Raw genomic sequence first — 15,916 nt, 5'->3', positions numbered from 1 at the left:
ATGCGATTACTTCTATTGGCCGCGATCGCGCTTGGCATGGCCGGCGCGGCCTCCGCGCATCAGGTCAACCTGTCGACGGCGCGGGTGATATTGAAGGGCAATCGCACCGTCCACGTCGAGATCGGTTTGAAAGGCAGCGACGCCGATCGCCTCGCTGCTACGAAAATCTTCGATACGCAGCGCGACCGGGTCGATCCGGCGCTGGTCGGAGTGTCGGCGATGTCGATCATCGCCTACGTCAGTGCGCATGTCGCCGTGACCGGTGGCGACGGCAAGCCGTGTGAGCCCGGTGCGGCGACGCTTGTGCCCGACGGCGACGGAGTTCTCTTCCGCAACAGCTTTTCCTGCCGCGCGGCGCCGGGCGATATCGTCTACCGTTCGACGGTGCTGACCGACACCGATCCCTCGGCGCGCCAGGTGGTGTTGGTCGGGGAGGGTGACAACGCCCCTCAGGCGCTGCTTGACGCCGTCAACACCACCGTCACGCTTTCGGCGCCGGCGCCATCGCTGCTCTCCACCCTGCAGCGCTATCTCGTTACCGGCATCGAGCACATCTTCCTTGGCTACGATCACATCGCGTTTTTGGTCGCCGTCGTCCTGTGGGCGCGCCGACTTGTGCCGGTGGTCAAGATCGTGACCGCATTTACGATCGCCCATTCGATCACGCTCTCGCTCGCCACGCTCAACGTCGTTGTCGTTCCCGCCACCATTGTTGAACCCGCCATCGCGGCGTCGATCGTGTATGTCGCGATGGAAAACTTCTTCACGCGCAACATCGACGGCCGCTGGCGGGTGACTTTTGCGTTCGGGCTCATTCACGGTTTCGGCTTCGCCGGTGCTCTGCGCGAGATCGGCCTGCCTACGAACGCTGTCGTCACCGCGCTTGCGGCCTTCAACATCGGCGTCGAGATCGGGCAGGTGGCCATCGTCTCGATCGTCGTGCCGGCGCTGATCGCCCTGGACCGGCTCATGGCCGTCGACAGGACCAAACCGGTGCGGGTCGCGCCGCTGGTCTACGCGCTGTCCGCACTGATTACCGTACTCGGCAGCTACTGGTTTCTCACGCGCGTGTTCGAGGCATAGCAGGCGGGCCCGGATTTCGGCTAAGATGTGCGGGAAAGTTGCGACATGGGATAGCTGATGCAGATCAGGCCGGATGATTTGCTGGTTGTGGTCGACGTGCAGAATGACTTCTGCCCGGGCGGTGCGCTGGCGGTGGGTGAGGGCGATGCCGTCGTGCCGGTGATCAATCGGCTTTCACAGCAGTTCAACCATATGGTGCTGACGCAGGACTGGCATCCGGCCGGTCACAGCTCATTTGCGACGGCCCATCCCGGCTCGGCTCCGTTCCAGACCATCATAACGCCTTACGGCGAGCAAACGCTGTGGCCGGACCATTGCGTGCAGGGCACGAGCGGTGCGGCCTTTCATCCGCAACTGGCGACCGAGCGGGCGGAGCTCGCGATCCGGAAGGGGTTTCGCAGCCAGATCGATTCCTATTCCGCCTTCTTCGAAAACGACCGGCGCACGCCGACGGGGCTCGCGGGTTATTTGCGCGACCGCGGCCTGCAACGGCTGTTTCTGGTCGGACTGGCGACCGACTATTGCGTACATTATTCCGCGGTCGATGCGCGCAGGCTCGGCTTCGAGACCATCGTCGTCGAGTCCGGCTGCAGGGCAATCGATCTCGCCGGCTCGCTTGCATCCGCGTGGAGCGCTATGCAACAGGCCGGCGTGCAGCGGATCGGCGACATCAGTTAGGTCATCCTCGCCTTGCGCCATGCGGTTGCCGCGATTCGGCATGCCGCCGAGCGCGATGATTTTGCGGCGAGCCATTCGCGGGCGGGAAGCAGCATGTACCTTGGTATCGATCTCGGCACATCGGCGGTGAAGACCATTCTCGTTGATGATGAGCAACGCGTGGTCGCAAGCCGAAGCCGATCGCTTGCGACGATGTCTCCACGTCCCGGCTATTCCGAACAGGAGCCGGCGGAGTGGATCGATGCAACCTTTGCAACGCTCGATGCCTTGAAGGCGGACCGTCCTCGCGAACTGGCGGAGGTTGACGGTATCGGCCTCTCGGGCCAGATGCATGGTGCAACTCTGCTTGGCGCGGACCTCAAGCCGCTGCGCCCCTGCATCCTTTGGAATGACGGACGCTCCGCCGCTGAATGCCGCGAACTGGAACGACGCTGGCCAGCCTTGCGTGTGACGACGGGCAACAAGGCCATGCCCGGATACGCTGCGCCGAAAGTGCTCTGGGTCGCGAAGCACGAGCCGGAGATCTTCGCGGCCACCAAACTCGTCTTGCTGCCGAAAGCCTATCTGCGCCTGATCCTGACCGGTGAGGCGATCGAGGATGTCTCGGACGCGTCGGGATCCTTGTGGCTCGATGTCGCGCGGCGCGATTGGTCGGATGAAGGGCTGTCCGCGACGGGCTTGTCGCGCAGTCAGATGCCGCCTCTCATCGAAGGGTGTGCGCCTGCAGCGCGGCTGCGGCGCGACATGGCGCTGCGTTGGGGAATGACCAAACGGCCGATGGTGGCCGGAGGCGCCGGCGACAATCCGGCGGGCGCTGTCGGTATCGGTGCAATAAGGTCCGAAAGCGCATTTATTTCGCTCGGAACCTCGGGCGCATTGCTGGCGCCGACCGACGTCGTCGCTGCCAACCCTGAGCGAGCTGTCCATACGTTCTGTCACGCGATCCCTGGAATGTGGATTCACGCCGGGGCAATCCTCTCTGCGGCGTCGTGCCTCGCCTGGATCGCGCGGTTATTTGGGGCGTCCGAGGCTGACCTGCTTGCGCCGCTGGGTCCGCGTCCGGAGGCGCCCTCGGCTGTGAGCTTCCTGCCTTATCTGTCCGGCGAACGTACGCCACACGATGACCCCGCGGCGCGTGGATTGCTGGCGGGGCTCAGTCATGGCACCGATCGCGCCGCCATCGGGCAAGCCGTGCTTGAGGGCGTGGCCTTCGCACTTGCCGACTGCAGGGATGCGCTCGCGGACACCGGTATCGTGATCGAGGAAGCTGACGCGATTGGAGGCGGTTCCCGTTCGCAGTTCTGGCTGTCGATCCTGGCAAATGTTCTGAACCTCCCGATCCATCGCTTTGCCGACGGTGATACGGGAGCGGCCTTTGGAGCGGCAAGACTGGGGCGTCTTGCCGTCACCGGGGAGGCGATCGAGGCCATCTGCACACGTCCTCGACGCATCGAGACATTCGAACCTGTGCCTGCGCTCGCCGATGCCTATGCCGAGCGGCTACCGCAGTGGCGCAAACTCTACAGGCCGCGCGACTAGCCGGAACAACCAACTCGGGTATACCCGAGTTGGTATTGCCTGCACTGCCGCCTTTTTGTTTAATGAATAGGCCGCGCGAGCCTTCCAAACGAGACGCGGATCACAAACGCATTGTGCACGGGAGGCACGATGGCCGAACCGATCCTCGAGATGCGCGGGGTCTCAAAATCCTTCTTCGGCATCAAGGCGCTGCGCGGTGTCGACCTCACCGTCTATGCCGGCGAAATCCATGCCTTGATGGGTGAGAACGGCGCCGGCAAATCCACCCTGATGAAGATATTGTCGGGAGCCTACAGGCCCGATCCCGGCGGCGAGATCCGGATCGAGGGCAAGCCGGTGCGGATCGAAGGCCCCCTGGGTGGGCGGGCAGCCGGCATCTCGATCATCTATCAGGAACTTTCGCTGGCCCCCAATCTCACCGTTGCGGAGAATATTTATCTCGGCCGCGAGATGTCGCGGTCCGGGTTGCTCGCGCGCGGCGCCATGCGCGTTGGCGTCGGCCCGATCCTGGAGCGGCTGGGCGCTGATTTCTTGCCATCGACCCTGGTGGCGCATCTATCCATGGGCCAGCGCCAGCTCGTCGAGATCGCCCGCGCGTTGCATGCAAGGTCAAAGATCCTGATCATGGACGAGCCGACCACTGCGCTTTCGGCGGGTGAGAGCGAGCGGCTGTTCGCGCTGGTTCGCCAGCTTCGCGCCGAGGGGCTCGCCATCATCTACATCTCGCATCGCATGGACGAGGTTTATGCGCTCGGCGACCGTGTCACGGTGCTGCGCGACGGCCGGCTGGTGGGCTCGCTCGACAAGCCCGAAATCCGCGCCGACACCATCGTTCGCCTGATGGTCGGGCGCGATGTGTCGTCCTTCTACAAGAAAGATCATGATCCGGAAGCGGGGCGGGGGCATCCGGTGCTTGCGGCCATCGACATGGCCGATGGGCAGCGGGTCAAGGGCTGCTCGCTCACGGTGCATGCAGGCGAGGTGGTCGGCCTTGCCGGCCTGATCGGGGCGGGACGCACCGAGCTTGCGCATCTCATCATCGGTGCATCACCCAGGACCTCCGGCCATCTCGAGATCGAAGGCCGGCCGGTCACTATCCGCACGCCAGGCGAGGCGCTCGACGCCGGAATTGCCTATCTGACCGAAGACCGCAAGGCGCTCGGCCTGTTCCTGGACATGTCATGTCTGGACAACATCAACCTCGCCGTATTGGGCCGGGACGCCAGGCTCGGCTACGTCCTTGATCGGGACAAGGCCCGCGACCGTGCCAACAGGGCCTTCGCTGCGCTCGGCATCCGCGCCGCGAATGTCGGCGTGCCGGCCGGCGGGCTCTCCGGCGGCAACCAGCAGAAAGTGCTGCTGTCACGGCTGCTGGCGACCACGCCAAAAGCCCTGATCCTCGACGAGCCGACGCGCGGCGTCGATGTCGGGGCCAAGTCCGAGATCTATTCGATCATCGATAATCTCGCGAAATCGGGTACCGCGATCCTTGTCATCTCGTCCGATCTGCCGGAGATTATCGGCATCTGCGACCGCGTCATTGTCATGCGTGCTGGACGGATTGCCGGCGAGATCGAGCGAACCGCGGCATCGCCGTTGAACCAGGAGGACATCATGGCGCTCGCAACCGGGACGGAGCACGCTCATGCATGACAGTTCTCCGCAGGCGGGAGCCGCGCCGGCCACGGCCAATGGCGCCGCGGCCGCGCAGGAGACGAAGCGCCAACGCATCAGGCTCTTGATCCGCGCAGCCGGCATGCTGCCGGTGCTGCTGCTGTTGTGCCTTGGCTTTCATTTCCTGTCGGAGGGCCGCTTCTTTTCCGGCCAGAATCTGGGCATCGTTCTGCAGCAAGCCGCAGTCAACACGGTGCTCGCCGCAGGCATGACCTTCGTTATCCTCACCGGGGGCATCGACCTGTCGGTCGGTTCGATCCTAGCCGCGTCCGCGATGGCCGGATTGACGATCTCCCAGCTTCCCGACCTCAGCGCGTTCTGGGTTCTGGCCTCGGTCCTCGCGGGCCTTGGTTTCGGTGTCATCAATGGCGCGCTGATTGCCCTGTTGCGCCTGCCGCCGTTCATCGTCACGCTCGGTTCGCTCACTGCCGTGCGTGGTCTCGCCCGCCTGCTCGGCGCCGATACCACCATCTTCAATCCTTCCATTCCCTATGCCTTCATTGGTAACGGCTCGCTCACGCTCGTTCCCGGTGTCGTGTCGATCCCGTGGCTGTCGGTGATCGCATTGCTCGTCATCTTCGTCTCCTGGCTCGTGCTGCGTCGGACCGTGCTCGGCGTGCACATCTATGCGGTCGGCGGTAACGAGAGTGCGGCGCGCCTGGCCGGCATCAAGGTGTGGGCCGTGCTGACCTTCGTCTACGGCGTGTCGGGACTTTTGGCCGGCCTTGGCGGTGCCATGCAGGCAGCGCGGCTCTATGCCGCCAACGGGCTGCAGCTCGGCCAATCCTACGAGCTCGACGCGATCACCGCCGTGATCCTCGGCGGCACGTCCTTTGTCGGTGGTATCGGCTCGATCTGGGGAACGCTGGTCGGGGCGCTGATCATTGCGGTTCTGTCGAACGGCCTCATTCTCATCGGCGTCTCCGACATCTGGCAATATGTGATCAAGGGTTTGGTGATCATCGGTGCCGTGGCGCTCGATCGCTATCGGCTGCAAGGCTCGGCGCGCACTTGAGGGAGCATCGAGGCTCGATGTCGCCACATCAGATTCGGTTACGGCATCTGGTCTGCCGTACCCGGGGGTGAAGACAGACCAGGGAGGAAGCTCATGTTGAAGACGATCTCGTTCGCGGGCGCCGCAATGGTGCTCGCTCTCAGCTCCGCTCCGTCCTTTGCGAAGGAGCTCAAATCGATCGGCATCTCGCTCGGCTCGATGGGCAACCCGTTCTTCGTGGCGCTCTCCAAGGGCGCCGAGTTCGAGGCCAAGAAGACCAATCCCAATGTGAAGATCACCACCGTCGGCTTTGAATACGATCTCGGCAAGCAAGTGACCCAGATCGACAACTTCATCGCCGCGGGGGTCGACCTGATCCTCCTCAATCCCGGCGATCCGAAGGCCATCGGGCCCGCGATCAAGAAGGCGCAGGCGGCAGGCCTCGTCGTCGTTGCCGTGGATACGGCCGCCGAAGGCGCCGACGCGACGGTAACGACCAACAATGTCCAGGCCGGAGAGATCTCCTGTCAGTACATTGTCGACAAGCTCGGCGGCAAAGGCAATGTGGTGATCGAGAACGGCCCGCAGGTCTCCGCCGTGATCGACCGCGTGGTGGGCTGCAAGAACGTCTTTTCGAAGAACGCCGGAATCAAGGTTCTCTCGAGCGACCAGGACGGCAAGGGATCGCGCGAGGGTGGCTTGACGGTCGCGCAGGGTTATCTGACCCGCTTCCCGAAGATCGATGCCATCTTCGCCATCAACGATCCCCAGGCGATCGGCACTGATCTTGCGGCGCGCCAGCAGCAGCGTTCCGGCATCGTCATCAGTTCGGTCGATGGCGCGCCCGACATCGAGGCCGCGCTCAAGGACCCCGCAACGCCGCAGATCCAGGCCTCGGCCTCGCAAGATCCGTTCTTCATGGCGCGCCGCGCCGTGCAGCTCGGCGTTGGCATTCTCAACGGCAAGAAGCCGGCATCACCCGTCGAGCTCCTGCCCTCGAAGCTTATCACCCGCGACAACGTCGCCCAATACAAGGGCTGGACTTCCGACCGGTCGCAGTAGCGCGCCCGCGATATACGTTACGGAGCGTCGCCCTACCGGGCGGCGCTCCATGCCCTTTTGCCGGCACAACCGGGACTCGAAAGCAGCGGCCGGCCCCTCAAAATGAGTTGCGTGCCTCAAGAACTCTGCTAGCCTCATCTCATGAAGGAGCCGGACACTCCCGCGGCGCTGACACTGAAGGACATCGCGCGCCAGGCCGGCGTCAGCCTGGCGACCGTGGACCGCGTGCTGCACAACCGCCCCGGTGTGCGGCCGGACACGATCCGCCGCGTCAAGGAGGCGATCGAACGCAATGCCTTTCAGCCCCACATGGCGGCGGCCGAGCTCGCGCGCGGCCGGGGTTGGCGCTTTGCGTTCGTGATGCCGTCCGGGCCGAACCCGTTCATGCAGCAAATCCAGTCCTATCTCGGCGAGATGTCGGCTTGGCTCTCGGCCCGCCGCCTTCTGATCGAGATGATCGCAACCGACGTCTTCGACGGTTCGGTTCTGGCCGCTACGCTCGAACGGCTCCCCGGTGGCTTCGATGGCGTCGCCGTGGTGGCACTGGATCATCCGAGTGTCCGCGCCGCCATCAACGATCTCATCGATGCCGGCACCAAGGTCGTTACCCTGGTCTCTGACGTGCCCTCGTCGCGGCGCCAGCATTATGTCGGCATCGACAATATCGCCGCCGGCCGTACCGCCGGCGCACTGGTCGGCCGGTTCGTCGGCGGCCGCAAGGGAAAAGTCGCGATCGTCGCCGGCTCGCAAGGCCTGCGCGACCATGCCGAGCGCATCTTCGGCTTCAACCAGGTGATGGCGTCGGAGTTTTCCGGGCTCGACGTGCTGCCCGTTCTCGAAGGCCGCGACGAGGATGAGCGCTCCGAACGACACATGACACGGCTGCTTGGGCAGTATCCAGACATCGTCGGCCTCTACAATGTCGGCGCCGGCACAGCCGGCGTCGCCAAGGCGCTGATGGAACAGGGCCGGGAGAAGCAGGTGGTGTTCGTCGGCCATGACGTCACGGTCTTGACGCGCAAGCTGTTGCTGCAGGGCGTCATGGCTGCGGCGATTTCGCAAAACCCGGGCCATGAGGCGCGGGCCGCCGTGCGCGTGCTGCTCGCGCTCGCCAGGAGCGAGCCGATCCTGAGCGAACAGGAGAAGATCCGGATCGACATCGTGATGAGGGACAATCTGCCATAGGCGGCTGCTGCTGCTGGCAGCCAGAGTTGGTAAGCGGCTGATTTGCGAGAAAGGCGGCACAGTTCGCGCACCGCAAACCGGGCCAAAAGGGAGGAAGCGTGTATCTCGGCATGGACATCGGCACGTCCGGTGTGAAAGCGGTGCTCGTGGACGAGGCGGGCGCGATCCTCGCGACCGCCTCGCGCGAGCTTGCGCTGTCGCATCCGGCGCCGCTGTGGTCCGAGCAGGATCCCGATGCCTGGTTCGAGGCGGCCATCGGCGCGGTCGACGACCTTGCATCCGCCTGTCCGCGCGAGGTCGCCCAGGTCCGCGGCATCGGTCTCTCCGGCCAGATGCATGGCGCAAGCCTGCTTGGCGACGATGGCCGTCCGCTTCGGCCAGCCATTCTCTGGAACGACGGCCGTTCCCAAGCCGAATGTGCCGCGCTCGAGCGGTACTGTCCGTCGCTCCACGCCATCACCGGAAATCTGGCGATGCCCGGCTTCACCGCACCCAAGCTGTTGTGGGTGGCGCGGCACGAGCCGGAGATTTTCCAGCGTGTCGCCAAGGTGTTGCTGCCAAAGGCCTATGTCCGCTATCGCCTGACCGGCGAGATGGTCGAGGACATGTCGGATGCGGCCGGAACGCTGTGGCTCGACGTCGGTCAGCGCCGCTGGTCCGCGCTGCTCCTGCGTGCGACGGGGCTCGATCTCCATCACATGCCGCGGCTTGTCGAAGGCAGCGAGGTCAGCGCACATCTTGCGCCTGTCTTCGTCCGGCGCTGGGGATTGGGGAACGATGTCGTGGTCGCCGGCGGCGCCGGCGATTGCGCAGCGAGCGCGATCGGGCTCGGCGCGATCACCCCTGGCGATGCATTCCTGTCGCTGGGCACGTCCGGCGTGATGTTCCGTGTCACCGATCAATTTGCGCCGGCGCCGGCATTGGCCGTGCATGCCTTTTGCCACGCGCTTCCCGGCCTGTGGCACCAGATGGGCGTGATGTTGTCTGCTGCTGCTTCGCTCGCCTGGCTCGCGAGCGTGATGGCGACGCCGGCCACCGAGCTGTTGATGCCGCTCGGCGACACGGTCGACGGGCCGAGCCCGGTCAAATTCCTGCCGTATCTCAACGGCGAGCGCACGCCGCATAACGACGCTGCCGCGGCCGGAGCCTTCATCGGCCTGCGTGCCGCAACCGGGCGAGACCAGATCGTGCAGGCCGTGCTCGAAGGCGTCGCCTTTGCGGCGCGCGACAATCTTGCCGCTCTGGGACATGCGAGCTCTGACATCGCGGAGGTCGATCTCGTTGGCGGCGGCTCGCGCTCGGCGCTCTGGGCGCAGATTTGCGCCGATGTGCTCGGCATTCCCGTTCATCGCGTCGAGGAGGGCGAGGTGGGGGCTGCACTCGGGGCCGCGCGCCTCGGCAGGCTCGCGGCCACCGGCGAGAATGCCGGAGAAGTGTGCACCCGTCCGCGGCGCCTTGCGACCTTCACGCCGCGCGCCTCCGCCGCGGCCGCCTACGACGAGGCCTACCACAGTTGGCGAAAGCTCTACCCCGCGCTGAAGGAGAATCTTTAAGTGAACGCGTCAGCCAAACTGCCAGCCGGCAAGTCTGAGCGAGGCGGACCATGGTAACCCCTCCCGCAACCGGGCAACCGGTCCTTGAGTTGACGGGGATCGGCAAGGAGTTCGGCGCGATTCGCGCACTGCACGGCGTCGACATGCAGGTTTTCCCCGGCGAGGTGGTTGGGCTGATGGGCGACAACGGCGCCGGCAAGTCGACGCTCGTCAAAATCATCGCCGGCAATTTCCCACCGAGCCATGGCGAGATCCGCTTCGACGGCAATCTGGTGCATTTCGCCCGTCCAATCGATGCCCGGGCGGTCGGGATCGAGGTCGTCTACCAGGACCTCGCGCTCGCCGACAATCTCACGGCGGCAGCCAATGTCTTCCTCGGCCGTGAGCTCAAGCGGAAGTTCGGTCCGTTCGCCTTTCTCGATCACAAGGCCATGGCGGCGCGCGCGCTGGACCTGTTTGGAGAGCTGCGTTCGGAGACCCGTCCGTACGACCTCGTGAAGCAGATGTCGGGCGGCCAACGCCAGGCGGTCGCGATCGCGCGGACACGCCTCTCCAACGCCAGGCTCGTGATGATGGACGAGCCGACAGCCGCGATCTCGGTCCGCCAGGTCGAGCAGGTCCTGAGCCTGATCCATCGTTTGAAGGAGCAGGGTGTCGCCGTGATGCTGATCTCGCACCGCATGCCCGACGTTTTCGCGGTCTGCGACCGCGTCGTCGTCATGCGCCGAGGGGAGAAGCGCGCCGACAAGGCGATCGGCGACACCACTCCTGAGGAAGTCACCTCCCTTATCACCGGAGCGAAGGAGGCCGCGTGATGGCCGCGCCCATGGAATCTCCCATCACTTTCACCAACATCGGCAAGGCCAGATGGTGGCAGACCGGAATCTTTGCCTCGCAGACCGGCTACGTCCTGCTCGCCCTCGTGGCGCTGTTCGTGGTGATGAACTTTGCAAGCCCGTATTTCTTCACCGAGGGCAACATGCAGAACGTGGCGAAGAATTTTTCCTTCATCGCTATCGCCACGCTCGGCGCGACATTCGTCATTATTACGGGCGGCATCGACCTCTCGGTCGGCTCGATGATGTGTTTTTCCGCGATGATCACGTCGATGATCATGACGGACGTTTCGACGCCGGGCATGCCCGGTGCGTCGTGGTTCGTCCACCTGGCGGCCGACGGCAAGACCGTCGTCGCCAACGTGCCGGGCTTGATACTGGTCGTCTCGGTGCTTGGCGGGCTTGGCGTTGCGCTGATCGTCGGCCTCGTCAACGGCTTCTGTATTGCCGTTCTCGGGCTGTCGCCCTTCGTCACCACGCTCGGCATGCTCTCGATCGTGCGCGGCATGGGCTACGTCGTCTCCAACGGCCGCGGCAGCTTTCCCGGCGGGCCGGACGCCGATTATTTCTACGCGCTGACATCGGGCGACGTGTACGGCATGCCCGCGCCGTTCATTTATCTCGTGGTGCTCGCAGTCGCGATGGCAATCGTGCTGCATCACACCGGTTTCGGTCGTCACGTCTTCGCGCTCGGCGGCAACGAGAAGGCGGCCGCGCTGACCGGCATTGCGGTGGCGCGTCTGAAGATCGCGGTTTACGTGATCTGCGCGCTCGCGGCGGGTCTCCAGGGCATCATCATATCCGGCTGGCTGGGATCGGCGCCTGCAAACATGGCGACGTCCTACGAGCTCAATGTCATTGCTGCGGCGGTCATCGGCGGCGCCAATCTCGCCGGCGGGACCGGCGGCCCGCTCGGAGCCATCGTCGGCTGCGTGCTGCTCGAGGTGATCCGCAACGGCCTCGTGCTCGCGCAGGTCTCCTCGTACTGGCAAGAGACCCTGGTGGGCGTGATCATCATTCTGGCGGTGCTGGTCGATCGCCTTCGCTCGCGCATGGCTTGAGAGCTCTTCCTGGAGGTTAACGCGCTGTTGTCTGTCCGCCTCCCGGAGCTGCGATTTTCAAAGGATGGACACAAAAATGTGGAGGGACGCAATGAGGAAACTTCTTCTTGCCGGCATAACCGTCGCGATGATGGCGACGCCGGCGCTCGCCGCCCAGACCTACAAATTCGTGATCGTGCCCAAGGCCATGAACAATCCGTTCTTCGACTTCGCGCGTGACGGCTGTCAGAAGCGCGCCAAGGAGCTCGGCAATATCGAATGCATCTATAAAGGCCCCGTCGAGCACGAGCCGGCGACCCAGGCGCAGATCATCCAGGATTTCATCACACAGAAGGTGGATGGTCTTGCGATTTCGGTCGCCGACACTGCGGCGATGACCAAGTCGATCGAGGCGGCGACCGCCGCCGGCATTCCCGTCATCACCTTCGATTCGGATGCGCCGGGCTCGAAACGGATCGCCTATATCGGAACCAACAACAAGGAGTTCGGCCTCGCGCTCGGCAAGCAACTGCTGAAGCTCCGGCCGGGGGGCGGCAAATATGCGATGGTCTCCGGCGGTCCCGGTGCCGCGAATCTGGCGGAGCGCGTCGATGGAGTCCGCGAAGCGCTCAAAGGCTCGAAGTGGGCCGAAGTCGGGGGATCACCGACGTTCTGCAACGACGATCCTGCAGCCGCCATTCAACAGATGACTGACCTGCGCACCGCAACCCCCGACCTCGCTGCGATCATCCCGGTCGGCGGTTGGCCCATGTTCGCGCCGGAAGGCTTCAAGGCGTTCGCTAACCGCAGCAAGAAGGACATCGACTCCGGCAAGTTCACGCTCGTCGTGGCCGACACTTTGAGGATGCAGCTCGAACTTTTGAACGAAGGCTATGCCAATGCCCTGGTCGGCCAGCGTCCGTTCGAGATGGGCGAGAAAGCGATGGATACCCTGCTTGCGATCAAGAAGGGCGAGAAGGTGCCGGAGATCGTTTACACCGGTCTTGATCTCGTGACCAAGGATAACGTCGCGAAGATGTTGAAGTAGGAACGTTCGCCAGCCCCGGCGTTCCTGCAGTGCCTCTTCCGCTCCGGAAGAGGCTCGGTGGGGAGCCTCTGCTACTCACGAGACTGGGTAGTGAGAGGTTCCCCACGACATCGCCGCCGGTCCGGAGATCTGGTGGTCTGTCGAATCCCGCGATAGCCTTTCGATGCGCGACGGCTCGTTGTGAACCAACGGTCGATGACACCTGCGTTTCCGGAGCAATCATGCAGCAATCGGATCGGTCAACTCTCCCGTCTCGTCTCGTCGGGCAATACGCCCTTGTGACCGGCGCCTCTCAAGGCATCGGGCAGGCGGTCGCGGTCCGGCTGGCTCAGGAAGGTGCGAGCGTCGCGATCAATTTCGTCGGTCCGCCTGCAGGTGCTGAAGAAACCCTCGCCCGCGTGCGGGCCGCGTCTGCCGAGCGAGGGCATGGCGACAGCGACCATTTCGTGGTTCACGCCGATATCGGCAGCGAGGCCGACATTGGACAGATGTTCGATATCGTGCTGGCGCGCTGGCCGCGGCTTGACTGCCTCATCAACAATGCCGGCTTCCAGAGGGAGTCACCGAGCGAGGCACTCGATATCGAAACCTATCGTCGAACCCTCGACGTGAATCTGAACGGTGCCGTGCTCTGTGCACAGCGAGCGCTCGCGCACTTCGTGGCGCGCGGCGGAGGCGGCACTATCATCAATTGCTCGAGCGTCCACCAGATCATCCCCAAGCCGGGCTATCTCGCCTATTCGATCAGCAAGGGCGCGATGGCCAGCCTGACGCGCACGCTTGCGCTCGAATTTGGCAGCCGGGGCATTCGTGTCAACGCGGTCGCACCCGGCGCGATCGACACGCCGATCAATGCCGCATGGACCGGCGATCAAGCCAAGCGCGCAGCCGTGGAAAGCCACATCCCGCTCGGGCGTGTCGGAACGGCGGAGGAGATCGCCGGCGTGTTTGCGTTTCTCGCGTCAGATGAAGCGGGCTATATCACGGGGCAGACCATCTACGTCTGCGGAGGTCTCACGCTCTTCGGTGAATTCCGCGAGAATTGGGCGAGCTAGCCGGCGCACGTGACGCGACGATGCCATGTCCGAACTCTGCTGGCGGCCAAAACCGCACGGCGGTGCAATATGCCGCGAAGGGTCAGAAGCGGGCGTTGTCTCCACTTCACATCCTGTCATAGGCGCCACCGATCGCAGCAACGTATCGCTCCACGGAATTTTGCAAAATCTGCTTGGCGCCCGAATGGATCACCCGTTCGAAGTGGTGGCTGTACACCCGATCGAACGCGAGGGGCATCAGCGCAGCACCGACCGCACGGACGGCCTTCTCGGAAAGCGGGATGAAGTTCGGAATGCTGCGCATGAATGAAAAAGATTTACGATCAAGGTTCGCGATAGCCATGTCGGCCGAGCACACCACTCCCTTACCCTCCGCTCCGGCCGCCCAATGAAGCATCGCTCCACCGGGGAAATGCCCGCCGCCGCGGACCAACGTGATGCCCTTCTGCAACTCGAATCTTTCGCCCTGCCAGAACTTGATGCAACTATCCGGCTGCCTCACCCAATTGGCATCGTCAGCGTGAAGATGCACCGGCACATTGCCGAACGCTCGGCTCCAGTCAACAAGCGTCGTGTAGAAGTGCGGATGCGAAATGGCGATGGCGCGCAATCCGCCAAGTCCGTTAATCAAGGTGACCGTAGCCTCATCGATCAGGGAGATGCAATCCCAGAGGACGTTCCCTTCAGGCGTACATAAGAGCAGTGCGCGTTGCCCGATGGCGAATTTAGGAGTCGTGCCGATGCCAATAAGACCTGGCTCGTATTGGCGAAATCCGTTGTGGTGCGAAATCTTCAGCCGCTCTAGCGTTGTCCACGACTGGCCCTCAGGCAGAATGAATTGACGCTCGTCCTCGCACACCGGGCAATGAGCCGGTGGGGCTTCGCTTTGCGGATACTGCGTGCCACAGGTCGAGCAGATGAAGGCAGGCATGGGTTTCCTCCTTTGGCTACAACGGACACATCCGGATCAGCCCAACACAAGTTGGTTGACGTGCCACGACGGTACCGAGGATCGGCCAAAGAAAAAAATACATAATCGGCGCAATGGTATAATCTTGGGTTATGAGGCTGGAAGCACGATTGCGCGCATTCGCGGCGTTTGCCCGCAAGAGGTCGTTTTCGTCGGCCGCTGCAGAACTTGGCATCAGCCAGCCGGCGGTCTCAAAGCACGTCGCCGAGTTGGAGCAGGAGCTGGGGATCAAACTTGTGGAACGGTCACGGCGTGACGGCGTGCTCACGGATGCCGGTGATTTCGTCGCGAATTACGTCCTTCGCGCCGAATCCCTCCTCGCGCAGGCAGGCCTCGGTGCCGCGCAATTCCGCCAGGGCGGCCCTGGTTCGGTGGCACTCGTCGCGTCGTCACTCACCGGGACTTATCTGTTGCCCGAGATCATTGCCGAATTCCAATATTCGCATCCGGGAGTGCGCGTCACGTTGCAAGTGGGATCAGCCGAGCAAGCGGTCGAACGGCTTCGATCTCATCGCGCCGAGTTGGGTTTCGTAGCGGGGACCGTGACGGCACCAGAAATCGAAACGGAGCCCTTGCTGGAGTATGAAGTCGTCATCGTCGGCAGTCCGGCTTTAGCACCCCGGCGGCTTTCGCGCGAAAGTTTTGAAAAATTGACTTGGCTTTCGCGGGAAGAAGGTTCTGCGACCCGCATCTCTTCCGATGGCCGTTTGGCGCAGCTGGGCATTGTTCCCAAGCGTCGGCTTGAGCTGTCTTCCAATGAGACCCTCGTGTCTGCACTGAAGAGAGGTTACGGAATCGGCGCCATCAGTCGCTATGTTGTCACCGCGGAGCTCGGCGCCGGGTCATTGGCCGTGATCCATCTTCGCGGGTGGGACGTCCGCAACATGGTGTCTGTGCTTCGAGTTCGCGACGCCAAGCTGACACCGTCCGCAGACCATTTCCAGGCCTTCGTACGCTCCCGCCTCGATGAAATGACTCGTCGGCCGGCGCGCCGGACCACTTGATCGAATTGCGCACATTCTGCTTCCCCCCAAAAAGGGAAGTCCGACGTCCGCTTGGGGTGTGCGCCGTGAGAAGGCGGCGCTTTCCAGTGGGTGCAAGTCCCACCCGGCAAACGCTCCAGCCGGAAGCAGCCGGAGCAGCTATGGAGGTGACGAGATAGCTGAAGCCTTCGGAATGCGTGTCACGAATTGGTGACA

General features: G+C 63.6%; 14 protein-coding genes. 13 read left to right on the top strand and 1 reads right to left on the bottom strand.

Going from position 1 to position 15,916, the window contains the following annotated elements; translation table 11 throughout:
• The 12 genes from VKR55_RS05570 (at window position 1) to VKR55_RS05515 (ending at window position 13,747) form a co-directional block, all read left to right on the top strand.
• The gene (locus VKR55_RS05570) at window positions 1-1,083 is read left to right on the top strand and encodes a HupE/UreJ family protein (protein WP_324400681.1); all 1,083 of its coding nucleotides are present in this window, start codon (window positions 1-3) and stop codon (window positions 1,081-1,083) included.
• Window positions 1,084-1,140: 57 nt separating this feature from the next.
• Window positions 1,141-1,761 carry a bifunctional nicotinamidase/pyrazinamidase gene (gene pncA / locus VKR55_RS05565; RefSeq protein WP_324400552.1) on the top strand — a complete coding sequence of 207 codons (621 nt, stop codon included), beginning with the start codon at window positions 1,141-1,143 and terminating at the stop codon, window positions 1,759-1,761.
• 93 nt (window positions 1,762-1,854) lie between these two features.
• Window positions 1,855-3,300, top strand: a complete 1,446-nt coding sequence (gene xylB, locus VKR55_RS05560; RefSeq protein ID WP_324400550.1) for a xylulokinase — start codon at window positions 1,855-1,857, stop codon at window positions 3,298-3,300.
• Between the two features lie 129 nt (window positions 3,301-3,429).
• On the top strand, window positions 3,430-4,953 hold the full coding sequence (locus VKR55_RS05555) for a sugar ABC transporter ATP-binding protein (RefSeq protein ID WP_324400548.1): 1,524 nt from the start codon (window positions 3,430-3,432) through the stop codon (window positions 4,951-4,953).
• Complete coding sequence (locus VKR55_RS05550) at window positions 4,946-5,989, top strand: ABC transporter permease subunit (RefSeq protein ID WP_324400546.1); 1,044 nt, start codon at window positions 4,946-4,948, stop codon at window positions 5,987-5,989. The genes VKR55_RS05555 and VKR55_RS05550 overlap by 8 nt, the downstream gene beginning before the upstream one ends.
• A gap of 93 nt (window positions 5,990-6,082) precedes the next feature.
• The gene (locus tag VKR55_RS05545; protein ID WP_324400545.1) at window positions 6,083-7,030 is read left to right on the top strand and encodes an ABC transporter substrate-binding protein; all 948 of its coding nucleotides are present in this window, start codon (window positions 6,083-6,085) and stop codon (window positions 7,028-7,030) included.
• Between the two features lie 141 nt (window positions 7,031-7,171).
• Window positions 7,172-8,215 carry a LacI family DNA-binding transcriptional regulator gene (locus tag VKR55_RS05540; protein WP_324400543.1) on the top strand — a complete coding sequence of 348 codons (1,044 nt, stop codon included), beginning with the start codon at window positions 7,172-7,174 and terminating at the stop codon, window positions 8,213-8,215.
• A gap of 98 nt (window positions 8,216-8,313) precedes the next feature.
• A complete protein-coding gene (gene xylB, locus VKR55_RS05535; protein ID WP_324400541.1) occupies window positions 8,314-9,768 on the top strand; it encodes a xylulokinase in 1,455 nt (484 codons plus the stop codon).
• A 50-nt stretch (window positions 9,769-9,818) separates the two neighbouring features.
• Window positions 9,819-10,583 carry an ATP-binding cassette domain-containing protein gene (locus tag VKR55_RS05530; RefSeq protein ID WP_324400539.1) on the top strand — a complete coding sequence of 255 codons (765 nt, stop codon included), beginning with the start codon at window positions 9,819-9,821 and terminating at the stop codon, window positions 10,581-10,583.
• Window positions 10,583-11,665: an ABC transporter permease gene (locus VKR55_RS05525; protein ID WP_324400537.1), complete on the top strand. Its 1,083-nt coding sequence runs from the start codon at window positions 10,583-10,585 to the stop codon at window positions 11,663-11,665. Before VKR55_RS05530 ends, VKR55_RS05525 begins: the two co-directional genes overlap by 1 nt.
• Window positions 11,666-11,756: 91 nt before the next feature.
• On the top strand, window positions 11,757-12,692 hold the full coding sequence (locus VKR55_RS05520) for a sugar-binding protein (protein ID WP_324400535.1): 936 nt from the start codon (window positions 11,757-11,759) through the stop codon (window positions 12,690-12,692).
• Between the two features lie 221 nt (window positions 12,693-12,913).
• On the top strand, window positions 12,914-13,747 hold the full coding sequence (locus VKR55_RS05515) for a glucose 1-dehydrogenase (protein ID WP_324400533.1): 834 nt from the start codon (window positions 12,914-12,916) through the stop codon (window positions 13,745-13,747).
• Between the two features lie 106 nt (window positions 13,748-13,853).
• On the opposite strand, the gene VKR55_RS05510 is transcribed toward VKR55_RS05515, so the two are convergent.
• Window positions 13,854-14,678, bottom strand: coding sequence for an MBL fold metallo-hydrolase (locus VKR55_RS05510; RefSeq protein ID WP_324400530.1), 825 nt, complete (start codon window positions 14,676-14,678; stop codon window positions 13,854-13,856).
• Between the two features lie 149 nt (window positions 14,679-14,827).
• Between VKR55_RS05510 and VKR55_RS05505 the strand changes: the two genes are divergently transcribed.
• On the top strand, window positions 14,828-15,721 hold the full coding sequence (locus tag VKR55_RS05505; protein WP_324400528.1) for a LysR family transcriptional regulator: 894 nt from the start codon (window positions 14,828-14,830) through the stop codon (window positions 15,719-15,721).
• The last annotated feature ends 195 nt before the right edge of the window (window positions 15,722-15,916 follow it).

It is taken from the genome of Bradyrhizobium sp., from assembly GCF_035309285.1.
GTDB lineage: Bacteria > Pseudomonadota > Alphaproteobacteria > Rhizobiales > Xanthobacteraceae > Bradyrhizobium.
Note: the sequence above shows the minus strand (reverse complement) of the source record. Positions and strands in the feature narration are given on the sequence as shown.